The organism is Mangrovimonas yunxiaonensis, from assembly GCF_000733475.1.
GTDB classification, from domain to species: Bacteria; Bacteroidota; Bacteroidia; order Flavobacteriales; family Flavobacteriaceae; genus Mangrovimonas; species Mangrovimonas yunxiaonensis.
On the sequence record NZ_JPFK01000005.1, the window covers coordinates 206020 to 228576 of the forward strand.

The following is a 22557-nucleotide window of genomic DNA, read 5'->3' on the forward strand; positions in this document are numbered from 1 at the left end:
GTTAAAAATTGATTTCCTCTCTAAAACGCTCTAAGAACTTAATAACCTTAATGCTAATCAAAACAAAAAATACCAGGCTAAAAAACAAGATGGCATAGTATATTTTCTTGTTGATGTCGTACCCTAAAAGTGTAATGTTATTATCCTCTATCCCTTGTTCTTGCTGACTGGAAATAACTTCCAGAATATGACTTAAATCTTCCTTTTCGCGTTTAATCTCAACCAATTCTCGTCTTAATTTTAGGTCGTTGGTAAACAACTCGTATTCTTTGGTCGAGCTTTCTTCTTTAGCATTATTGATCAACACACTGGTTTGTGAGCTAGAACCTTCCTGATCTTTTTGTAAAACCCTTTCGTAAACCTTTTGCAGGGAATCAGACTCTTTTAAAGACTCTAAAATAACCTGCTCTCTATTTTGCAATTGGGTTAAATCCCGTTGTTGCACATCGATAAAGTAATCTATCTCCTCTATGTTTTTTATAATGTTGGGCAGTATCTGCCTTAACAAAGTCTTTTTGGTGGTTTTGGTGGTTAGCCTTTGAAATTCGTATTCGTAATCGTACGAGTTCTCTAAAAAGGTTTCAAATTCTATATCGCCCGCTATGGTAGAGTCTATCTCCTTTTTAAACCGGTCAAAAACCTTTAACTTGTTGTTCATGTTTAAAACAGATTCCATTTCGAAAGATACTATGGAACCTGCATCCTTGGGGCTGATATTCAGCTCTTGGGCCAAAGCCAAGGTATCGTTATCAGATATAAGGTCGTTGTAATAGTTTAAGAGGTTGTAAAGGCTCTCCCCTGTGTTGTAATTTTGTTTGATTACAGAAAAAGACGAGTAAACAGGTTCTGAATACTTCTCTTTAACATAACCATAAGCAAACCCTATTACAGCTGCTATAAACAGTATAATGCTGTTCTTTTTCACAAAAAGAATTATCCCCACAAAAAATAGGAACAGCTTGTACAAAACCGAACCAATAAAGTTAAAAAGCTTGGTAAACAAATTGCCAATCATGTTAAATAATTGGCCTAAATCTACTTCTTCAGAAGTGTTTTGCTGTTGTGGTAATTTATCGCTCATAGGGTTAATTAAATATCTGTTCTAAAATTTTTCTGGTTATTAAATAGGTGGGCTTTACTCCAGAGGTTCCCAAACCTCCAGAGGCCAAGGTGCTTCCTGTTTCTAACGGATTATCGCTGGCGTAATAAGCGTATCTCACCTTTACTTGCCCCTTTATACTTCCTCTTACTTTAGAGGCGGCCTGAATGGCTTTTTGGTAATGGGCGCCTTCCATTTCCAGACCAATAACATTCCATGTAGAGGTATGGAAGAATTTTAAGATTTCCTTGTTTTGTAACGACGTTCCTAAAACGGTTACCATGGCGCCTTCGTATACATCGATCCCTTGGCCTTCTAAATCTTTTTTTGAAAGCTCATTGTTAAACGGGTAGTTATCTGCGGTACCTTCAAAAATATGGGCTGAAGGAATCATAATATCGCCTTTGCCTCCTTCTAAAATGCCCGCTTTCCCCATAATTGAGACAGACGCTACATTTAAATGCACGTTCTTTTTGCCTACTGTAATGGGTTTCAATAGTTCGTCCATGGTTTCGTAAGCTTGCTCACCAAAGGCGTAGTCCATAACAATAATAACAGGGGCAGCTTCTGGTCTAGACGTTTGGGCAATCTCTAGGTCGGTTTTTACCAAATCCAATTTAGACGTATCGAAAACCTGTACATCTATATTGGTTCCAGAGGTGTCGGGAATGTAAATCATGCCATGCTGCAACGCCGCCTTTTCCACTTTGTTGCGCAGTGCCGTGTTCTCCTTTTGACTTAGGGCTTCGTACATGTCGAAAACAGTTGCTTTTCCCAGTTCCTTTTTTAAGGCTATGGGTGCAAACAACGAATTCATAACACTATGCATATTGGCACTAATAATGTGTAGGGGCTTGTCTAAAAGTCCGTGCTTGTGTAGGGTGTTTTTTATGTTATTGGCCCAGATTTCGCCGTGAATGTGGTGCCCCAAACGCTCCCGTAAAACAGGACTAAAGGTCACGATTCGTTTTTTATTGTTTAATTGCTCTTCTATGGCCAATTTTCCTAACCAGTACACAATGTGCAACAGGCGTTCTGGTTGGCTGGGCAGAGCAAAAGCTTCGTAAATTTGCGTGAGCTCGTTAAACGTACGCCCCAAAATATTTGCAGTATGGGTTATGGCTATTTCGCGTTCGTTCTGGCTTAATTTTTTGGTTGAAAGCACAGCCTTTTCCAGTTTCATCCAATCGCGGGTGGTTGTTCCCTGCTCGTCTATTAAAACCCGATCGCTAATTTTATGCGACTCGATAAACAAAAACGTAAGGTGCGTTAAAATATCGTAAATCTCCGAGCGTCCCCTTGTTACCTCTATGTTCATCTGTTCTTCATCTATACGGTAACAGTTTCGCCTTCTTTTTGGTGGGATAATGGCCTTAAAATGGGAATCGCCATAGCCCTCGTCGCTGGTAAGGTTAATGTAGGTGCACTCTTCTATGCCTTGGGGCAAGCGGTCTATAACATACAAAAGCCCATCGAGCTCTGCCTTTTCTTCGGAAACAGAACCGTAAATCTCCGGGCGCAACAACAACAACGACTCCCTTAGTGTTTCGCCCGAAACGCCCATAGGCTTATAAAACCCACGATTAAACAAATGACGCATGGTAATGTACATGCGTTCTATGGCATTTGTGCTTTCCTGAGCCCTTGTACGGCCTTGATGTTTTCCTTTATTCATAGTAAGCAATTACAGCAAATATAAGACTATTTGGTTAAACCCAAATTAATTAAGTTGTTTGCAATTGTTCTGTCGTTCGACAACCTTGGCAGCTTGTTTTGCCCTCCCAGTTTCCCTATGCTTCGCATGTGTTCTTGAAAACCGTTGGTCACCACTTTTGTGATTTTTAACGGCTGTAATATTTTGCCTTCTATCAAATCGAAATAGTAACTGTTTTGCTGCTGAAGGGCTTGATCGATGCTGTTGACAAACTGAGCCATATCTTCGGGTTCCGTATCAAACTCAATAAACCATTCATGGTAAGGTAACCCTTTGTCTGGGCTTATTTGAGGCGCCACCGTAAACTCGTTTACTTTAACATTGGTTCCCGAAATGCCTGCCTGCAAAGCTTGCTCGACCTCTTTGCCAATAACGTGTTCGCCAAAGGCCGAAATAAAATGCTTAATCCTACCCGAAACAATTACCCGGTAAGGGCTTGTAGATGTAAATTGAACCGTATCGCCCAAGTTATACCCCCAAAGGCCCGCATTGGTAGAAACAATCATAACGTAGTTTACCCCAACGACAACATCTTTAATGGTGTAGCGTTGTGGGTTGTCGCTAAAAAAAGCATCGGCTTTTACGAACTCGTAAAAAATCCCGGCGTTTAATTGCAAGAGCATGCCTTGCTCGTTTTGTTTGTCCTGAAACGCAAAAAACCCTTCGCTTGCAGGGTACAATTCAATGCTATCGACTTTCCTTCCTATTAAATTCTCAAATTTTGCGCGGTAAGGGGCGTAATTAACGCCACCAAAAATAAAGAGATTAAAGTTTTCAAAGACATCGCCAACCTTCTTTCCGGTGGTCTCCACCAAACGCTCGAAATACATTTGCACCCAAGAAGGTATGCCAGAGATTACCGTCATGTTTTCCGGCAAGGTTTCTTTTACTATGGCATTCACCTTGGTTTCCCAATCTTCTATGCAATTGGTCTCCCAGGATGGCATGCGATTTTTTTGAAGGTAGTTAGGCACATAATGCGCAACTATTCCTGAAAGCCGTCCTAATTCAATGCCGTTTTTCTTTTCGAGCACAGGGCTACCTTGCAGGAAAATCATCTTACCCGTTACAAAGGCCGTATTTCCTGTTTCGGCTACATACATTAAAATGGCATTACGCGCCGCCTTAATATGGCTGGGCATGCTGGCTTTGGTTATAGGAATGTATTTTGCTCCCGAGGTTGTCCCCGACGTTTTGGCAAAATAAATGGGTTTTCCCGGCCACAAAACATGCTCTTCGCCTTGTACTACTCGTTCTACATAAGGCTTTAACGCCTCATAATCCCTTATGGGTACACGTTTTACAAAATCGGCATGCGAATGGATTGCTCCAAAATCATGGTCGCGGCCAAAGGCTGTGTTTTTCGCCTTGTTTATTAAATCAGAAAATACTTTCTCCTGAGTTTGCACAGGGGCACTGGCCCATTTATTAATGGCCTTTTCCACACGTTTAGCAAACGGTTTTGCAAGAAGAGCTTTTATTGATAGCATTTAATTAAAATCGATAAAGTTTGTTGGATCAATGGGGTAACCGTCTTTCCACAATTCAAAATGCAGGTGCGTTCCTGTCGAGTACTCGCCAGAGTTGCCTGCCATAGCAATAACCTCGCCGCTCTTAACCAAATCGCCCTGTTGTTTTGTAATGGAGGCATTGTGTTTATACACCGAAATTAGGCCGTTGCTGTGCTCTATAAGAACCACATAACCCGTTTCGGTGGTCCACTCGGCAAATATTACCGTGCCATCTGCCGTTGTTTTAACAGGGGTGTCTTTGGGCACTGCAATGTCTACAGCATAGTGTTTTTTTTCGGCATCATAGCCTTCCGATATGGTTCCGCTTACCGGAGGGAAAAGCACAAAACTAATTTTGGAGGTCGCGGTTTCAAACAAATTGTATTTGTCTTCTTTTTCTACCTGTTCGCGCAATAGAGAATCGGCTTTTATGGGCTTTAAATCCTCTTGGGTTATCTCTAGTTTTACCGCTTCCATAATCGAGTCCTTATCAAACTCTTCGGTACTAACTTCGCCATGCAACACCTTTTTAATCGATGCGAAATAACGCTCGTTAACCAAGATGGTTTGCTCTAGCGAATCGACCTTATATGTAAGCTCTACTGCTTTTTTCTTCAATGCTGTAGAGGAATACCCGGGAATGTACTCTCTAAGTGGGGTAAACGCAATTAATACCGTTGTTGCTGCTATTAGTATAATGGCCGATAGCGAGACAAGTACAAAGACATTTATTCTGTTTAATTTAAAAGATAGCCGTTCTTCAAAAGTATCTTCGTTTAAAATAACCAAACGGTACTTGTGAAATAGTTTTTTTTTAAACTTTCTGGACGTTTTTTGCTTTGCCATATCTCTAGCAAAATTAGTTAAAATTAATGCAAGTTATAACGCCCAAGCTTAAAGTTTATTTTTAAATGCTTTTTTTGAAGTTTAATTATTAACTTTGTTCTAAATTATCGATTATTATGATAGCAGCAAATATTTTTTTAGCGATTGGACCATGGCAAATAGCCTTAATTGTGGTTGTAGTTTTGTTACTGTTTGGAGGTAAGAAAATTCCAGAATTAATGCGTGGTTTAGGTAGTGGCATTAAAGAGTTTAAAGACGCTAGTAAAGAAGAAGACGCCACAAACGAAAAAAAGTAGAATTAACAAAACGTTTTTAATGTTATAAAAAAAGCCAGCAATAATTGCTGGCTTTTTCTTTATTTAATAAATGTGACCGATCTTAAAATGGCTTCCAACTCGAACATGTACTCGCGCTTTTCTACCGAAGGCGCAAAAGCAAATCCTTCGAGCACCAACTGCCTGTTGTTTGCTTTATCGTCAATGATATAGTTTATAAACGGTCCAGACATAAATACTTTCTTGCCTTCGGTTTTTACATCCCACAAGCCTTTTGTTTCTAGGGCAGGTTTACCATCAATGGTTGTTTCAAAAACAAAAGGGGCATAAGCTTCTTCTGTAATCATATACGAGCCGTCAATTGGCCCGGGAATGTGGGCTTTACCAATAGAGTCTCTTAGCGCGATAATGGTTCCTGCTAGGCTATCGTTTCGTTTTATTGTACCGTAAGGCAACTCGTAAACCATAATGTTAGACGTTCCCGTGGTAATGTCTTTACGAATCCAGAAGAACCCTTCTTTTTCAACTCCGATTCTATACGCCGAAGGAAACTTTAAAGAGATGCCTAACTGGTCTTTTAAGGCGTTTGTTTTATGCAGCGACAGCCCTATTCTGCGTTGTTGCTCTTTAATTTCGGTTTGTTTAAAAGCTGCTATAATGCGTTTGGCATTTTGGCCAATTTGGTCAATGACCTCTTGGTCTGTCTTGCCCGAAACCACAACAACTTTTTGTGGTCTAGCAAACACATTGGTTCCTATTTTTAGGTCGGCTTGAGCGTTAGTCTCAATTTTTAACACGGTTCTGTTTTGAGCCGCAAACCCAGAGAATACAGCAGGTGGCAATTGGCTTATTGTAAATAACGGTTCGTCTTGTGGCAAACCATCTAACGGGCTGGCCAAAACATCGCGTATGGCCTCGCCTACCTGCCCTTCCCATTTTTCGTTATCTACCACAACCGTTAGATTGTTGATTTTCCCTGAAGATTCGGGTAAAATTCGGGTATTGGATTTGTTCTGGTCTTTACATGACAGGACACATGCGAAGCAGATAAATAGCCAAGCTATATTTTTCATAAAACGTTGGTGTTTTTGTGTGTTAACCTTTCGACATTCTTAAAACCATACCTGGTTTTAATGTATTGCCACTAATATCGTTCCAATCTCGAATATTTTGCACAGAAATTCCAGGAAATTTTCTGGATATGCTCCAAAGCGAGTCGCCCTTCATAACTTTATAGGTTTGTCCTGCCTTAGGGCTGCCTGAGTTTTGGGCTACTGTGGTAGACTTGGAAACATTTGATGCTACAGGATTTCGCGGGTAAATGGTTAAGCGTTGCCCAATTCTTAAATTGTTGTTCCGCAAACCGTTCCATTGTTTAATTTGGCTAACCCTAACACCATATTTCCTAGCAATTTTTCCTAGATAATCGCCACTTTTTACACGATAACGAATTCGGCTTTCGGTATTGAAAAATTGCGGCAAAGGCTTTTCGCGCTTATCAAATTCGGCTTTGGCCAACGTATAAATGTTGGCTTCGTTGGTAACAAATGTGCCTATGGCATGCCTGGGCAAACGCAGATAATAATTTTTACCTTCAATGTGAGGAATGATATCTAGTTTGTACGACGGGTTTAAAAACTGAAGCTCTTCCACCGGAACTTTAGTGGCTTCAGAAACTTGGTCTAACGTAATCATTTGTTTAACGCGAACCGTATCGGTTTCTAAATGATGAAACAAAGGCTTTTCGGGTTTAAACCCGTGCTCTTTGGCATATTCAAAAATATACATGGTTGCCAAAAACGCCGGCACATAACCTGCGGTTTCACGTGGTAAATTATGGCGTATGTTCCAATAGTTTTGGTAGCCTCCAGAACGCCTTATGGCTTTCGACACATTTCCTGGCCCAGAGTTATAGGCGGCCAAGGCCAAATCCCAATCGCCAAAAATCTCATACAACTTCGATAGGTAAACTGCAGCTGTTTTGGTCGATTTTATAGGATCGCTACGCTCGTCTACATAACTGCTTACATCTAGGCCATATTGTTTTCCCGTAGCGAACATAAACTGCCACAGTCCCGTTGCTCCTACCCGAGATCGCGCCCTAGGCTTTAGAGCCGATTCTACAATGGCCAGATATTTCATCTCTAACGGAATGTCGTAATTATCGAATTCTTTTTCAAACATGGGAAAATAAAAATGGCTTAGCCCCATAAGTTTTTCCATAGATTTTCTACGGTTCTTTAAAAAGCTCTTGATAACACTTTCTAAAGACGGATTGTACGCGATGTTAAAAGGAGTTCTTGCATTTAGTTTTTCCAGCCTCGCCTTTAAGGTGTCTGTTGACAATTCTGGATAGGCCACTGGCTTATAATCCAACTCTGAAACCGTTTTATAAATGGTATCGAAAAGGGTGTTGCTGTAAAGCTCGTCCAACCATTTTTGGTCAAGCTCCATAGCCAACACATGGTCACTATTTAACGTTTTAAAGGTTAAGGAGTCTTGTTTTGGAGCAATTTTGGTTACCATAAGGCGATTGCCATCAGCGACAGAATCTGCAACCATCTGGTTGGTAGAAACCTGGGTGGTATCGTTTTTAACCGTAAGGTCTGTTGGTTTTTGGGCAAACGCATGGCCTCCTAAAAAAAGGCATAAAGTAACTAAGCTGTATAAGCGCATTCTAAATATATATTTATCTACTTTAACGAAAGATACGTAAAATTCGTATACTATTTTATGCCTGTAAAATTGCAGCAATACCAGGCAGGGTTTTTCCTTCTAGGCTTTCTAACATGGCTCCACCACCCGTACTTACGTAGCTTACTTTGTCTTCAAAACCAAATTGTTTTACAGCGGCCACCGAGTCGCCACCACCTACAAGCGAAAACGCACCATTGTTGGTCGCTTCGGCTATGGCATAGCCCAATGCAATGGTTCCTTTAGCAAAGTTTGGCAGCTCGAAAACGCCTAATGGGCCATTCCATAAAATGGTTTTAGAAGCTTTTACCACATCGGCAAACAAAGCTTCTGTTTCTGGGCCCACATCAAGCCCCATCCAACCGTTTGGAATTTCATTTACTGCACAGGTATTGGTTTGTGCTTCATTGCTAAACGCATTGGCTATTACCGCATCGACAGGCAAATGAACGGCTACATTTTTGGCTTTTGCCTTAGCTAAAATTTCGTTGGCTAAGTCTAGCTTATCATCTTCTACCAACGAATCGCCTATTTGCCCCCCTTGTGCCTTAATAAAGGTAAAGGTCATCCCGCCACCAATAATAAGGTGGTCTATTTTATCTAAAATGTTATCTATAATGGTAATCTTACTAGATACCTTGGCACCGCCAAGAATGGCACAAACGGGCTTTTCGCCTGTTTTCATAACTTTATCGATGCTCTCGATTTCTTTGGCCAGCAGGCTTCCAAAACATTTGTTGTTTGGGAAAAAATCGGCCACAACCGTTGTAGAGGCATGGGCCCGGTGTGCTGTACCAAAAGCATCGTTAACATAAACATCGCCCAGTTTTGATAGTTGCTCAGCAAACGCCCTATCGCCAGCGGTTTCTTCATCGTAAAAACGCAGGTTTTCTAAAAGCAGTATTTTTCCCGGCTGTAAATTGGCCGCCGCTGCTTCTGCCTTTTCACCTATACAATCTGAAACAAATGTAACTTCAACCCCAATAATTTCAGAAACCTTAGACACAATATGCTTTAACGAAAATGCATCCTGCACCCCTTTTGGTCGCCCTAAATGCGACATAAGCACACAGCTACCGCCATCTTCTAAAACCTTGATAATTGTAGGTTTTGCCGATTGTATTCTGGTGGCATCTGTGACCTGAAACGCCTCGTTTAACGGCACGTTAAAATCGACACGTATTAGGGCTTTCTTGTTTTCAAAATTAAAGTCGTTTATTGTTTTCATGGGTTGGTTGATTTTTTGGTCGTAAAAAACACAAAAATAACCAATTAAATTACGTGAAGAAATCTGTTTTTACCGAAAACGATTTCCTCAGGCAAAGAAGCATTAAAAAACATATATTTGCTACCATGATGTTTCATGAAGTTATCGGGCAAGAGCATATAAAAAACCACTTAACCACAAGTGCCGACAATGGCCGCATTTCGCATGCGCAATTGTTTGTTGGACCAGAGGGTTGTGGCACATTGCCCATGGCCATTGCCTATGCGCAGTATATTTTATGCAAAAACCAAAACGGTGAAAATACCGAGGGTAATGCCGCCTGCAACCTAAAATTTAAAAACCTCTCCCACCCCGATTTACATTTTGCCTTTCCCGTTGCTACCACCGATAAGGTGAAAAAGCATCCGGTCGCTTCTAATTTTTTAGAAGAATGGCGCGAGTTGCTAAAAGAACAGCCTTATGGTAATTTGTTTGATTGGTATAAAAAGCTTGGTATCGAGAACAAGCAAGGGCAAATTGGGGTTGATGAAGCCCAGGATATTGTAAAATCGCTGGCTCTTAAATCCTTCGAGGGCGGGTATAAGATTATGGTAATTTGGATGGCCGAAAAAATGAACACCTCTGCCGCCAACAAACTGTTAAAGCTAATTGAAGAACCGCCAGAAAAAACCATTTTTATTCTTATAGCCGAAGATGAAGAACAAATTATAAACACCATTTTATCGCGTTGCCAAGTGCTGCATTTTCCGCCACTTGCCGAGGAGGACATTAAAAACACCCTGATTAAACAGTTTGATCTTGCCGAAACCGACGCCACTAAAATAGCGCATCAGGCTAACGGCAATTACAACAAAGCCTGCGATTTGGTATACCACGATTCTGAAGACCTTCAGTTTGAAGAATGGTTTGTGTTTTGGGTGCGTTCGGCTTTTAAAGCCAAAGGCAATAAAGCAGCCATTCACGATTTGATTTCCTGGAGCGAAACCATTGCCAAAACCGGGCGTGAAACCCAAAAACAGTTTTTACACTTTTGCCTAGATTATTTTAGGCAAGCCATGTTGTTAAATTACAATGCACCCGATTTGGTGTTTATTGAACCTAAAACCGAAGGCTTTAAACTGGAAAACTTTGCCCCTTTTGTACACGGCAACAACATTATGGACATTAGCAACGAATTGCAAGAAGCCATTTACCATATTGAGCGTAATGCCAATGCTAAAATTGTGCTTACCGATTTATCGATAAAACTCACCCGTTTATTACACAAAAAGGCCGGCTAATTGCCAGCTTTTTTTATTGAAACGTATACGTTGCTTTGGCCACTTGAGTTACCCTAAAATACCCAAAGGCATAATGTTCTGGGTTGGTTAGGTTGGTGCAATTGCCTCGCAGCTGGGCCGCATTGGAACTAAAGGGATCGCCCTGACTGCCATACTGCTCTATTAAAAGGCGCATAAAGTTGTAGTAAGGTTCCGAAATGCCATAAAGACTAACATGCACCACATCGCCTGCTTGAAAAGGAGTTTCTTCGCCATCTTCATCATCGTCTTTTTCAAAAAAATCGTGTATTTCATTGCCATCGGTAAACTCATCTGAAACGTCTTCTAGGTAAGGAAACAAATCGCCCACAACATCATATTTTATTAAATAGAAATTTTCAACATTTGCTGGATCATCAAAATAGAGGTTAAGCTCCAGCAATTCATCATCAAAACCGCCTTCGGTACTTTGCGTTATGGTATTAATATTTGAAACCGACATGAGGGTTTCTGTGGCTTGGTAGGTTTCGTTATTATAAACCACTTCCAGATGATACGTATGGTTTAAAAGGGGCACAAAATTGGTGGTAGTGTACGTTCCATCGTTTTGGTCGGTAAATGGAAATACCTCGCCAGTATTGCTGTTCGTTACGGTTACCATCGCCCCTGTTACCGCGGTGTTTTGCTGGGTTTCGAAATAAGGTGTAGAACGGCTTAACATAATGGTTTGTTCGTTTCCTACAGTGCCTTTTTCCCAATCTAAAGAAGCTTCTATAACCAAACGCGACTGTGCTGTTGGCACATCGACATCTATAGGGTCTTCACAAGAGGTAAACAGTATGCTAAGGATTAAAATTACTAGGCTATATCGTGTCATGTGTTTAAAATTTAAAGTTATACGTTACCGAAGGAATGATGCCAAAAATGGAAATTCTCGTGGCTTCGTTTAGGCCGGTTTCTCTATTTTGATTAAAGCTAATGGAGGCGGCATTTTTGCGGTTATAAGCATTGTAAATGCCAAACACCCATTCCGATTTCCAGCGTTTACTTTCATGTTTCTTAGGCGTAAATGTTGCTGAAATATCTAGTCTGTGGTAAGCGGGTAAACGGTCTTCGTTTCTGTTAGAATAAGTAGCTACCGAAAGCCCCTCGTAAGTGTATTGTCCATTAGGATAGGTTACCGGACGCCCGGTTTGAAATACAAAATTAGTGCTAAAGCGCCATTTGTCATTTAAGGTATAAGCGCCCGTTAACGAGACGTCATGAGTGCGATCGTAAGCCGTGTTATACCAATCGCCATTATTAATACCTGGCCCACCAGCATTGCCACCTAAAGCCCGTTGTTCAGATTTTGACAACGTATAGGCCAGCCAACCGGTAAATTTGCCCTTGTTCTTTCTAACCAACACTTCTAAGCCATAGGCTCTGGCCTCGCCATTTAAAATTTCGGTTTCTATGTTGTTATTGCCTATTAAGCTGGATCCATCAATATAATCTATTCTATTGTCAACATGCTTGTAGTAGGTTTCCAGCTCTAAAGCAAAGGTGTTGTCTTTAATTTTTTTGTAATAGCCTAAAGCCACTTGATTGGATATTTGCGGTTTTATGTACTCGCCACTTGGGGTCCAAACATCTAAAGGGGTTGCCGACGATGTGTTGGACAATAAATGCAAATACTGCGTTGATTTTGTATAGCTCGCTTTAACCGAAGACGTTTGGTTTAATTGGTACGACAGCCCCAAACGCGGCTCGAGATGAGCAAAGGTTTTTATGCTTTTGCTTTTGCTGAAATAGGTTTCGCCTACTGCTTCTCCACGTTCGTAAATCGCTAAATCACTATTGTAAACAACCGGCTGATTGTTTGCATAATGGGTCATGTTTTGCCCACCAAGCCTAGAAAACACACTGTACCTTAGCCCGTAATTAAGGGTTAATTTATTTGAAATTTCATGCTCTGCACTTGCGTATGCCGCACCTTCAAACGCGCGTTTTTCATCTAATTTTAAGGCGTTAATTGCCGACGTTTCCGACGCTGGTTTTACTTCACCAGGATTCACATTATAGGTTAAACCGCTTATGCCAAAATCGAGGGTAAGGTTGTTGTTTACGTAATAACCCAAATCGTATTTAAGGTTAAAATTGGTGATGTCTGCCGTCCAATCCAGTTCAATAAAATCCAGCAAAATTTGATAGTCGTATTTGCTGTAAATAAGCGACAGGTTAGAGAATAGTTTATCGTTAAACACATGGTTCCAACGCAGATTTCCTGTAGCATTTCCGTAATTGTTTTCTATAATTTTAGAGAGGTTGAACACATCGCGCCCAAAATAACCCGACAGGTAGAGTCGGTTGTTTTGGTTAAGGGTATAATTGGTTTTTAGATTAAGGTCGTAAAACGAGATTTTATCGTCTTTTACGTCTTCAATTAACGGCATAAACAAGTGCGCATACGAGGCCCTACCAGCAACCAAAAACGAGCCTTTATCGTTAAATAATGGCGCTTCTGCCGCCAACCTACTTGAAATTAATCCGACGCCCCCATTAAGTTGAAAGGCCTTGCTGTTTCCATCCTTTTGGCGCACATCTAAAACCGAAGATACACGACCGCCATATTTTGCCGGAATATCGCCTTTATACAAGTTGATGTTTTTTATGGCATCGGCATTAAATACCGAGAAAAAACCAAAGAAATGCGAGGTGTTGTAAATTATGGCCTCGTCTAAGAGCACTAGGTTTTGGTCGGCTGCGCCGCCGCGCACATGAAACCCTGCCGAGCCCTCGCCATTGTTGGTCACACCGGGAAGCAATTGAATGGATTTAACCACATCGACCTCCCCTAAAACCGCTGGCATTTCCTTAATGGTTTTAGCATTTAGCTTAGACACGCTCATTTGTGGCTTTCTAATGTTAGCCATTTCGGGTTCTTCTGCCGTGATAACCACTTCATCCAATGCTGTTGAGGAAGGGTTTAGTTCTATATCGATATTTTGGTCTTTATCTAATGTTAAGTTTTGCGAATAAGCGCCATACCCAACGTAAGAAATTACTAAGGTATAGGTACCTTTTGGGGCTGTTAACGAGAAAAACCCATATTCGTTGGTAATGGTACCAAAGCTGGTATCCTTTAAATATACTGTAGCCCCCAAAAGTGTTTCGCCATTGTTTAGGTCTTTTATGGTGCCACTAATACTAAACTTTTCTTGAGCCTGGCAAAACAAGCCTACAAACAAGAAAAAGATTATCTGTACATGTTTCATTACTTATTCTTCTTTTTTTGGTTGATAAAATTAAGCCTTTAAATTGGTTAAAACCGTCTTTAAAGCCCATGGTTTGTTAACGCAAAATAATTTCAAATATTAATGAAACTCCCCCGTTTTACAGGTTTTGGAGTAAAACACCCGCTTTTTGGAGTGAAATGCCACTAATGGTTAAGCGCCTGCTTGATCTTTTCTAAAAAAGACTTGGAAACCGGAATGTTTACATCGTCAGGACTTGTATTGAGTGCTAAAAATGTTTTCCCGTTTTTTCGTACCAAACGCTTCACATGAATTAGGTTTACCGCAAACGATCTATGGCTTTGTTTAATGGGCATGCCATTGGTTTGTGCCAACACATGTTTTAGCCGATTACGAACAATATGTTTTTTTAGGGTATTGCTTTTTATAAAATGCACAACAACATATTGGTTGCTAGATTCGATATACAACAACTGGTTTACAGGCAAAGCTAACTCTAACTGCTTGTTTTCATCTAATAAATTAAGCGTGTCCTGCTGTTGGGTGTTATGGTACTTATGCTTAAATGTAAGCCGTTGCTCATCTAAATCTTTAACTTCTGTTTGTAACCTTTTAATAGCCACATAAATAACACTTCCTAAAAACGGAAAAATCAAGATCATTAATAGTTTTGGGTACATTTTTAATTGAAACCAGAGATTCAATTCCTTTTCAAAATCATTTCCTAGGTCTGGCACAATAAAAGACATTCCAAAATTTACAAGCAACAAAATCAATGCCTCAAACAACAGCCAAACAACGTATTTTTTAACACTAATACCCTGAATATCAAATACTTTCCTAAAATAAAATTGCGATAGCGATAACGCAATAAACGTGCTTAAGGCAATCGAAAAGAAGAATAAAAACTTATGAAGCAAGGGGTTGTCTGGACTTTCTATTTCGGCTGCCAATCCGTAAGGCTGAAAAATAAGAAGAAACAACTGGGCAAATACAATGGTACTTACAATATAGAGCCATCTGCTTTTTGGAGCGTCTAGGTAGTTAAAGGACTGTTTTAAATGTTGGCGTATTTGCATACTTTAGTTAAGTTGTTAGAAAAAAAAAGCTAGATGGCATGCCATCTAGCTTTTAAAACGTTTAAAGAACCAACTTATTTTTTTGCACTGTATGCATTGTTAAGTTCTTCTAAAATGGTTTTTGTTAAATCGTTTTCATCTTGCCCAAACATCACGCTTCCGCCTTCGTTACTTCCCAATATGTACGTATAGCCGTGTTTTTGACCGTAAGACTTTACATAGGTTTTTACTTTAGAAATTAAAGAATCTATTTCTGTTTGGCTTTGTTGTTGAATTTGTTGTTCTTCAAATTGAATTTTTTGCTGAAGCATTTGTTGTTTTTTACCAAGTGCTTCATACTGCTCCTGTGCTTGCTTTTGTGACAGTTTTGAAGCATTTACTTGAAATTCCTGAGCTTCTAACTGAAAAGCCTTACTAATGCTATCTGTTCGTTTTTGAAAAGCATTAATTTTCGTTTGAAACTTTTTTTCGATATCAATCTTTTCTTGATATTCATTAATTAAAGAACCGTTGTCTACAAAACCTATTTTTTGTTGCTGACAAGATGTAAACAACAAAGCAAATAACGCTAACGCTAAAGTGTATTTCATTTTATGTGAATTTAATTTCTGCAAATGTACTAAAGTTGTTGTGCGAAAAACCTAAAAAATATAGTATTAATAAAAATTATAAAGCGCTTAAAAGTTATAACTGATATTTATTAAAATTGGACTTAAATAACAAGGTTTAAAGCATAAAAAGAAAACAGCAAAGGCTTGGCTTACCCTAAAGGCTTAAAAACGCTTAAATCGCCTTAAAACAGGTTTTAGTCCTTTTTTAGGACATAAATTAACGAAGAATACTCTCCAGAACGTTTTGCCTTGATGTTTGACAGCAAACCTACCCAAAAAGCTTTTATTGGATTCTTTGTTCCTGTTTTATATTGTTCGGATAATAAGCTCACATAAAACGCATCGAATTTCATTGGTAAGGTTTTTTCAACCTTTAGGTGTTCTTTTGAAAAAAGTTTAGAAATTGCTGTTTGCGAAAAATGCCAAAGGTGTCTTGGCACATCAAAAGCAGCCCAAAAGTTTTTATAATGGGTTGCATCGTAACTTTTAAAATTAGGAACCGCTACCACAATCCTACCGCTTGGTTTTAACAATTGGCTTAGCGTTTTTATTTGCGTGTGCAAATCTGGTAAATGTTCCAACACATGCCAAAGTGTAATAACATCGAAAGATCCTTTTTCAAATTTTTGCAAGGCATCGACATCAAATACCCGATGGTTGTTTTTTTCGTTAGCCATTGTTCTTGCCTTAGCATTTGGCTCTATCCCGTATATGCTCCAACCGCCGTTTTTGGCTGTTTGTAAAAAATCGCCTGTTCCGCAACCAACATCCAAAAGTGTTTTCTCGGAAACCGGAAACGAATTAATTAGCTTTAGTTTTTGCTTTAAAGCAATGCCTTTAATAAAGTGGTAAACTTTTTCGAATAGATTGCGCTTAGAATCGGTGTGCGAAATATAATCTTCGCTCTTATAATATTCAGACAGTTTTTCGCCTTCGGGCTTGGGGTGTGTTTCCAACAATTCTAAATCTGAATGATACCTTAATTGGAACATCTCTCCAGAAACCGAATGGTCTTTTACTTCTAAAACTAGGTTTGATTCGTTCATAAAAAACAATAAATGTGCAGCTGCAAAAAGGCCTACAAACTCTTTTATAACTCTTGATCTTTCAATGCGACTAAAGGTGGTTCCTGTTTTAAAAAAAAATAACTGTTCCACGTGGAACGCTCGTAACCTTATCGTCCCATATAAACTAAAAGCACCGAAATATCGCTTGGCGACACCCCACTAATACGCGAGGCCTGAGATATGGTAACCGGTTGTATTTTGTTCAGTTTTTCGCGAGCTTCTAGACTCATGGATTTCAATTTTGAATAATCGAAATTAGGTGGAATTTTAATACCCTCTAACCGGTTTAGCTTATCGGCATTGTTTTTTTCCTTCTCGATATAACCCGAATATTTTACTTGAATTTCGGCTTGTTCAATAACTTCATGATCTAAATTGTGATCCTGTATGTAGCTTTCTACAGCCTCAAATTGGCGCATATCGTCTATGGTAATATTCGGTCTGGAAAAGATTTTAAACATCTTATCGGACTGCTTCATTACAGACGATGACTTAGCCTCTAAAACAGGATTAGCCTCTTCGGGCTTTACACTGGTTTCTTTAAAAAATGCAATCAGCGCATCAGAATCTTGCTTCTTCTGCTCCATGCGTTTCATACGATTTTCTTTAGCCAAACCAATGTCGAACGCTTTTGGCGTTAGCCTAAAATCGGCATTATCTTGTCGTAATAAGGTTCTATATTCGGCCCTAGAGGTAAACATTCTATAAGGCTCCTCTGTACCTTTTGTGATTAAATCATCTATTAAAACCCCTATATAAGCCTCGCTCCTATTTAAGGTAAAAGGGTCCTTTTCCTGAACTTTTAAGGCTGCATTTATACCAGCCATTAAACCTTGCGACCCGGCCTCTTCGTACCCAGTGGTACCATTAATTTGCCCGGCAAAATAAAGCCCATTTACTAATTTGGTTTCTAGGGTGTGTTTAAGTTGTGTTGGCGGGAAATAATCGTATTCTATGGCGTATCCCGGACGGAAAAATTTCACATGCTCAAAGCCAGCTACAGAACTCAAAGCTTTAAATTGCACATCTTCGGGAAGCGATGTTGAAAACCCATTTACATACACTTCTACCGTATTCCAACCTTCTGGCTCGACAAATAACTGGTGCCTATCCTTATCTGCAAACCGATTAATTTTATCTTCTATAGAAGGGCAATATCTTGGCCCTGTACTTTTAATACGCCCATTAAACATCGGCGACCTATCGAACCCATCGCGCAGTAAATCGTGCACCTCCGGACTGGTATAAGTCATGTAGCAAGAGCGTTGTTTGCTTAGTGGTTTGGTAACATCTAAATACGAAAACTTCTCTGGATTCTCGTCTCCTGGCTGCTCTACCATTTTCGAATAATCCAACGAACGGCCATCAACCCTTGGCGGGGTTCCCGTTTTCATTCGGCCTGAATCGAAGCCCAAATCAACCAACTGTTCGGTAATTCCTGTGGCGGCTTTTTCACCAGCTCTACCACCACCAAAATTCTTATCACCAATATGAATTAGGCCATTTAAAAATGTCCCATTGGTAAGCACAACTGTTTTGGATTTAATCTCGAGTCCTAAAGATGTTTTTACACCAACTACCTGATCGCCTTCTATTAAAATTCCAGAAACCATCTCTTGGTAAAAATCCAGATTTGGGGTTTGCTCCAGCATGTTTCGCCAAGTCTCGGCAAATCGCATCCGATCACTTTGCACACGTGGACTCCACATGGCGGGCCCTTTAGATTTATTTAGCATTTTAAACTGTATGGCCGTTTGGTCACTTACAATCCCGCTATAACCGCCCAAAGCATCAATTTCTCTAACAATTTGCCCTTTTGCAATGCCACCCATAGCGGGGTTGCAAGACATCTGGGCAATGTTTTGCAAATTCATGGTCACCAACAAGGTTTTCGCTCCCATATTAGCGGCGGCGGCGGCGGCTTCGCTACCGGCATGACCGGCACCAACTACAATAACATCATATGTATCTCTAAACAAACTCATAGTGTTCCACGTGAAACAATTTGGATTATACTTAAATTTTTAGCGTGCAAATATACGTTGATTTATTGAGAATCAACAAGTAGCTTAATATAGGCTTCCTCCTTAGCACGCATGGTTTTCTTTTCGTCATCGGTTTTGTCCTTATAACCACAATAGTGTAATATGCCATGAACCATAACCCGCGACAGCTCTTCATTGAAATCAACAATAAACTCTGAAGCGTTTTCAGCTACTCGCTCTACAGAGATATACACATCTCCGTGTAGTTCTTTTCCTACTGTATAGTCAAAGCTAATGATATCGGTAAGGGTATCGTGATTTAAGAATTCAACGTTGATTTTATGCAGGTCGTCATCGTTACAAAAAATGTAATTGATCTCACCTTCCCTAAAATTCTCGCTGGCTATAACCTGTGATATCCACTTGGCATAAACCGCCTCGTCCGACAACACAAAATCGGTTTCGTAATTAAACGTTATCATTCTGTAGTATTAAAATAAGCTTTGACTTTCTTGTTGTAAATAGGTTGCAAAGGTAAGGCTTGGCGGTTTAAAATTTCGTTGGTATTGAAAAATTCCTTAACCGAAGGCAAGGTATTGTGGGTGCTGTTATTAAACTGTTTTTGGTTGGTTTCAGATTCCCGCTTGGTATCTTGTTCTTGCTGAAACGTGGCATTTTCCATCTGTAATAAACGGTGTTTTAACTGCAGCATTTTTTGAAGGGTTTGGTTGGAGAAACCTTTGTTTAACAAATCTTGTTCGACGTCTTCCATTTGTTTTAACAGCTGATCGGCTTGACCATCTAGCCCTTGTTGTTTCAGCTTATCTTCCAATGCCCGACGCAATTCTTGCTGCTGCTGGTAAATCTTGAATATATCGCCATAAGCATCTTCTTGCTGCTGGCCTTCGTTCCCTTCGCTATTAGATTGCCCTTGTTCGCCTGGTTTATTACCCTTTTCATTGCCTTGACTCTCGTTCCCCTCTTGGCCCTGTTGGCCTTCTTGGCCTTCTCCCTGCTGTTGTTTTCCTTGTTCGCCCTGCTTTTTTAAACCCTCCTGCATTTGTTTGTTCAGCTCTTCCTGACTCATGATAATGTCTGGAAGCTGCATGTCCATACCTTGGCCGCTTTGCCCCTGTCCACTCATTTGCATTTGCATGGCATTCATAATATTACTTAAAAAGTCGGCAAGGTTGTTGGCTGCAGTAATGGTATACTGTTGGTAAGATACGCCTTGGTAAATTCGGTTTTCAGACATCACATCCAAGGCCTTATCCATATTAAAAAAGGCATCGGAAATCTCTTTGTTCACTTGTGTCGCAATTTTTGGTTGGCGTAACGACAGTGCGAATAAACTGTCGTCTATATGCGAAAAATGTTCTTTTAAAGTATGTTGCCGTTTCAGGTAATTGGCGTATTTATTATGGTTAACATCTATGGTTTTAAACTGTTTCATCAAGCGCTCTTGATCGAAAGAAAAGAGCACGAGATTATCCAAAATTTGGCGCAACATCTCTAGGTCTTCCTGCATTTGCTCACTGCCACCAGCCATACTGCCCATAGACTGTTGCATTTGCTGGCTCATTTGTTTCATTTTTTGTCCAGCTTGCTTTTGCTTTTGTGACGCTTTTTTAGCTTGCTCCTTGGCTTGTTCTTGTGCGCCCGCATCTTGCTCCTTTTGCTGCTCTTTTAGTGCTTCTGAAGCTTCCTTTTGGTCTTGATTGATTTGCTCCTGACTGCGTTCGTTGTTGGGCAATTTCATCGGGTCGATTAAGGATTCGTTTTCCTTTTTAAGGGCGTCCATTTCCTTCTGGAAATCTTGGAACTTTCGGTTAAGACTATCTTGTTTGGTTTGCGATTGTTCATCCTTTTGTTCCTCGGAAAGCTGTAACTGTTCTTCTGCCATTTGCTCCAACTCCTGCTGCAATTTTTCCATTTTCTTGGTCACGTAATACTTTTTGGTTAGCTCTAAAAGTTGTTCCAAACTGCGCTTTTGATTCTTGTTTTGTTTGGCTAATTGCTCGAGCTTTTCGGTCAGGTTTTCCTTGTTTATCTTCTCCTGCATTTTTTGCAACTCCTCTAGCAGTTTTTCATTTTGTTCCAGTTCTTCTTCATTAGCTTTTAAACGGTCCTTTAAATCTTCTTTAAAGTCGTTTTTGGGGGCTTCTTCTTCAAACTGTTCCAGATTATTTTGTAGCTTTTTATTAAAGCTTTTCATCAGCTCCTCTTGCTGTTTTTGACGCTTTAAAAAGTTTTGCAATTGCCGTTTATCGTTAAAGTTTAAAGTGGCTTTTTCCTTTTGTGACTTGGCTATACGCTCTAAATTCTTATCGTTGGCATCTAATTTTTCTAAGGATTTGTCTAGTTGCTTAATTGTTTCACCTTGCTGATCCAGCTGTTGGTTTTGTAACTCATCGGCTGCTAACTTTCTATAAGTAAACACATTGCTTTTTGTGTTTTTATTAGCTATAAAAGCATCATTATCAAACACTTGAAAAAACAACTCGTAACTAACACCGTCTTTTAGTGGAAGCTGGTTGGGAAAAATATGGGCAAACTCTGCAATGTTACTTTTAGAAATGGTAATGGGCACCACCTGTTTGTCTGCCATGTCATCTACTGGGTAATACACCAATTGCAATTTTCTTAAGCCATAATCGTCGCTTACTTGGCCATAAAAGTACATGGTTTGCTGGTCTAGGCTATCTATGGCAGATCGGACTGAAATTTCAGGGTATTCGTCTGAAATTACATCGATAGAAAAACTTAAACTTTCATAATCTTTTAATTGTTCGTTGCTGGTGGTAAGACTATAGGGCAAGTCCTTAAAAAGGTGCTTGGTGGTGGTAAAAGTGTTGCTCTCCTGATGAAAAAGGGTGGTATCCTGAGCAACCAGTAACACCTTATCGGTCGCTTGGGTTTGCAATTTCCAGGTGATTTTTGTGCCGCTAGGAACCACGGCGTTACCTGAGCTTTTAATGGTTTCGTCACGCTTACCGGTATAAGACGGGTAGTCGAGTTGCATTTCAAAGTCGGTTACAACAGGTGCCTTAATCACCTGTAACGTATAGGTTTTAGAACGCACATTACCTGAATATAGGGTAAACGACACATCGTTTGTAGGTTTGCTTATGGTGTACTCGAAGGTGCCTTCTGCAGTTTTATTAAAAAAATAATCGGCATCGTTAAAGGTAATTTGAGCCTGATCTGGCTGTACCTTCCCTGCTGTTTTTACCACCACTTTGTAATCGTTCCCTTCAACTACCTGTAACAAATCGTTCATCACAAAAAACTGAAATGGCGCCGGGGGCTCGTAGGCGGTTTTGTAATTTACTACCCGAGTGTAGCTGTCGTTAAACCAATCGATTTTTCCTGTAACAAACGAGAGTAAAATAATGAGTATAGGGATGGCGGCATATTTTAAGTACTTGGTATTTTTCTTAAAGTTGATAGCCAATTTAAACGGTATGGGCGAAAGCTCGGTAGATTTTTGCTCGATGCTCGCCAGCAACAGTTCCGATTGGTCCTTAGTTTGCTTTAATTGCAGGACATTAACCAACTTATCGTTAACCTCAGGAAAATGCCTTCCAATTAATTTGGAAGCCGTAACCTCATCAATACCCTCTTTAAGCTTAAACAGCTTAGCCAAAGGCAGCAAAACAAACTTGATTAAAAGCCCAAGTTCAACCCCAACAAACAACCAAAATAAGATGGTTCTAGCTGTGGGATTAAGCCATAGCACGTATTCGATGAAGAGCGTGAACAAAAAATACAACAGCCCGATGGTAAAAAACAAAATGGTGCCTTTAAGCAACTCGTTTAAATAATACCTCCTAATAAACTGCTGTAATTTAGCTTGTATGTTATTAAAACTATTCACCCTAATCCCCTATTTTTCTGTAAACATACTAAACTACAAATTTATTTTTCAAAGTCTTTATAATAATGTGTTAATT

General features: G+C 39.9%; 17 protein-coding genes. 2 read left to right on the forward strand and 15 right to left on the reverse strand.

Annotated elements, in window-relative coordinates:
- Position 1: 1 nt before the first annotated feature.
- From IA57_RS05105 to IA57_RS05120, 4 genes are read right to left on the reverse strand one after another with little or no spacing between them, the layout of a single operon-like run.
- Positions 2–1081 (reverse strand): hypothetical protein, encoded by a 1080-nt coding sequence (locus IA57_RS05105; protein ID WP_036120177.1) that lies wholly within the window; start codon positions 1079–1081, stop codon positions 2–4.
- Between the two features lie 4 nt (positions 1082–1085).
- Positions 1086–2774: a DUF6909 family protein gene (locus tag IA57_RS05110; protein ID WP_036120180.1), complete on the reverse strand. Its 1689-nt coding sequence runs from the start codon at positions 2772–2774 to the stop codon at positions 1086–1088.
- Positions 2775–2800: 26 nt separating this feature from the next.
- Positions 2801–4303, reverse strand: a complete 1503-nt coding sequence (locus IA57_RS05115; RefSeq protein WP_036120183.1) for a GH3 auxin-responsive promoter family protein — start codon at positions 4301–4303, stop codon at positions 2801–2803.
- Positions 4304–5170, reverse strand: coding sequence for a M23 family metallopeptidase (locus IA57_RS05120; RefSeq protein WP_036120185.1), 867 nt, complete (start codon positions 5168–5170; stop codon positions 4304–4306).
- A 116-nt stretch (positions 5171–5286) separates the two neighbouring features.
- Between IA57_RS05120 and tatA the strand changes: the two genes are divergently transcribed.
- Positions 5287–5466, forward strand: a complete 180-nt coding sequence (gene tatA, locus IA57_RS05125) for a twin-arginine translocase TatA/TatE family subunit (protein WP_036120188.1) — start codon at positions 5287–5289, stop codon at positions 5464–5466.
- A 59-nt stretch (positions 5467–5525) separates the two neighbouring features.
- On the opposite strand, the gene IA57_RS05130 is transcribed toward tatA, so the two are convergent.
- Genes IA57_RS05130 through IA57_RS05140 form a run of 3 tightly spaced genes read right to left on the reverse strand, consistent with a single transcriptional unit; the run spans position 5526 to position 9367 of the window.
- Entirely contained in the window at positions 5526–6518 is a 993-nt protein-coding gene (locus tag IA57_RS05130) for a DUF4837 family protein (RefSeq protein ID WP_036120191.1), read from the reverse strand.
- A gap of 22 nt (positions 6519–6540) precedes the next feature.
- Positions 6541–8121 carry a LysM peptidoglycan-binding domain-containing protein gene (locus tag IA57_RS05135; RefSeq protein WP_084176724.1) on the reverse strand — a complete coding sequence of 527 codons (1581 nt, stop codon included), beginning with the start codon at positions 8119–8121 and terminating at the stop codon, positions 6541–6543.
- 55 nt (positions 8122–8176) lie between these two features.
- On the reverse strand, positions 8177–9367 hold the full coding sequence (locus IA57_RS05140; RefSeq protein WP_036120194.1) for a phosphoglycerate kinase: 1191 nt from the start codon (positions 9365–9367) through the stop codon (positions 8177–8179).
- Between the two features lie 125 nt (positions 9368–9492).
- Here IA57_RS05140 and IA57_RS05145 point away from each other — a divergent pair, with 125 nt between their 5' ends.
- Positions 9493–10647 carry a DNA polymerase III subunit gene (locus IA57_RS05145; protein ID WP_036121301.1) on the forward strand — a complete coding sequence of 385 codons (1155 nt, stop codon included), beginning with the start codon at positions 9493–9495 and terminating at the stop codon, positions 10645–10647.
- A 13-nt stretch (positions 10648–10660) separates the two neighbouring features.
- Here IA57_RS05145 and IA57_RS05150 read toward each other — a convergent pair whose 3' ends face one another.
- The 8 genes from IA57_RS05150 to IA57_RS05185 all read right to left on the reverse strand — a co-directional run bounded on the left by IA57_RS05150 (position 10661) and on the right by IA57_RS05185 (position 22481).
- Positions 10661–11503 (reverse strand): DUF4249 domain-containing protein, encoded by an 843-nt coding sequence (locus IA57_RS05150; protein ID WP_036120197.1) that lies wholly within the window; start codon positions 11501–11503, stop codon positions 10661–10663.
- A 4-nt stretch (positions 11504–11507) separates the two neighbouring features.
- Complete coding sequence (locus tag IA57_RS05155; protein WP_036120200.1) at positions 11508–13883, reverse strand: TonB-dependent receptor; 2376 nt, start codon at positions 13881–13883, stop codon at positions 11508–11510.
- A 164-nt stretch (positions 13884–14047) separates the two neighbouring features.
- Complete coding sequence (locus tag IA57_RS05160) at positions 14048–14941, reverse strand: LytTR family DNA-binding domain-containing protein (RefSeq protein WP_036120203.1); 894 nt, start codon at positions 14939–14941, stop codon at positions 14048–14050.
- A 74-nt stretch (positions 14942–15015) separates the two neighbouring features.
- On the reverse strand, positions 15016–15531 hold the full coding sequence (locus tag IA57_RS05165) for an OmpH family outer membrane protein (protein ID WP_036120206.1): 516 nt from the start codon (positions 15529–15531) through the stop codon (positions 15016–15018).
- A 215-nt stretch (positions 15532–15746) separates the two neighbouring features.
- The gene (locus IA57_RS05170; protein ID WP_036121305.1) at positions 15747–16598 is read right to left on the reverse strand and encodes a class I SAM-dependent methyltransferase; all 852 of its coding nucleotides are present in this window, start codon (positions 16596–16598) and stop codon (positions 15747–15749) included.
- 128 nt (positions 16599–16726) lie between these two features.
- Complete coding sequence (gene mnmG, locus IA57_RS05175) at positions 16727–18598, reverse strand: tRNA uridine-5-carboxymethylaminomethyl(34) synthesis enzyme MnmG (protein ID WP_036121310.1); 1872 nt, start codon at positions 18596–18598, stop codon at positions 16727–16729.
- Between the two features lie 68 nt (positions 18599–18666).
- Positions 18667–19086 (reverse strand): rRNA maturation RNase YbeY, encoded by a 420-nt coding sequence (gene ybeY / locus IA57_RS05180; RefSeq protein ID WP_036120209.1) that lies wholly within the window; start codon positions 19084–19086, stop codon positions 18667–18669.
- Positions 19083–22481 carry a DUF4175 family protein gene (locus tag IA57_RS05185; protein WP_036120212.1) on the reverse strand — a complete coding sequence of 1133 codons (3399 nt, stop codon included), beginning with the start codon at positions 22479–22481 and terminating at the stop codon, positions 19083–19085. The genes ybeY and IA57_RS05185 overlap by 4 nt, the downstream gene beginning before the upstream one ends.
- Between the last annotated feature and the right edge of the window lie 76 nt (positions 22482–22557).

What these genes read in the sequence shown, in the direction of transcription:
- ybeY (WP_036120209.1), bottom strand. Translation starts at nt 19,086, where the DNA reads ATGATAACGTTTAATTACGAAACCGATTTTGTGTTGTCGGACGAGGCG.
- IA57_RS05145 (WP_036121301.1), top strand. Translation starts at nt 9,493, where the DNA reads ATGATGTTTCATGAAGTTATCGGGCAAGAGCATATAAAAAACCACTTA.
- IA57_RS05115 (WP_036120183.1), bottom strand. Translation starts at nt 4,303, where the DNA reads ATGCTATCAATAAAAGCTCTTCTTGCAAAACCGTTTGCTAAACGTGTG.
- IA57_RS05120 (WP_036120185.1), bottom strand. Translation starts at nt 5,170, where the DNA reads ATGGCAAAGCAAAAAACGTCCAGAAAGTTTAAAAAAAAACTATTTCAC.
- IA57_RS05150 (WP_036120197.1), bottom strand. Translation starts at nt 11,503, where the DNA reads ATGACACGATATAGCCTAGTAATTTTAATCCTTAGCATACTGTTTACC.
- IA57_RS05105 (WP_036120177.1), bottom strand. Translation starts at nt 1,081, where the DNA reads ATGAGCGATAAATTACCACAACAGCAAAACACTTCTGAAGAAGTAGAT.
- IA57_RS05110 (WP_036120180.1), bottom strand. Translation starts at nt 2,774, where the DNA reads ATGAATAAAGGAAAACATCAAGGCCGTACAAGGGCTCAGGAAAGCACA.
- IA57_RS05160 (WP_036120203.1), bottom strand. Translation starts at nt 14,941, where the DNA reads ATGCAAATACGCCAACATTTAAAACAGTCCTTTAACTACCTAGACGCT.
- IA57_RS05155 (WP_036120200.1), bottom strand. Translation starts at nt 13,883, where the DNA reads ATGAAACATGTACAGATAATCTTTTTCTTGTTTGTAGGCTTGTTTTGC.
- IA57_RS05140 (WP_036120194.1), bottom strand. Translation starts at nt 9,367, where the DNA reads ATGAAAACAATAAACGACTTTAATTTTGAAAACAAGAAAGCCCTAATA.
- IA57_RS05170 (WP_036121305.1), bottom strand. Translation starts at nt 16,598, where the DNA reads ATGAACGAATCAAACCTAGTTTTAGAAGTAAAAGACCATTCGGTTTCT.
- IA57_RS05130 (WP_036120191.1), bottom strand. Translation starts at nt 6,518, where the DNA reads ATGAAAAATATAGCTTGGCTATTTATCTGCTTCGCATGTGTCCTGTCA.
- IA57_RS05135 (WP_084176724.1), bottom strand. Translation starts at nt 8,121, where the DNA reads ATGCGCTTATACAGCTTAGTTACTTTATGCCTTTTTTTAGGAGGCCAT.
- IA57_RS05165 (WP_036120206.1), bottom strand. Translation starts at nt 15,531, where the DNA reads ATGAAATACACTTTAGCGTTAGCGTTATTTGCTTTGTTGTTTACATCT.
- tatA (WP_036120188.1), top strand. Translation starts at nt 5,287, where the DNA reads ATGATAGCAGCAAATATTTTTTTAGCGATTGGACCATGGCAAATAGCC.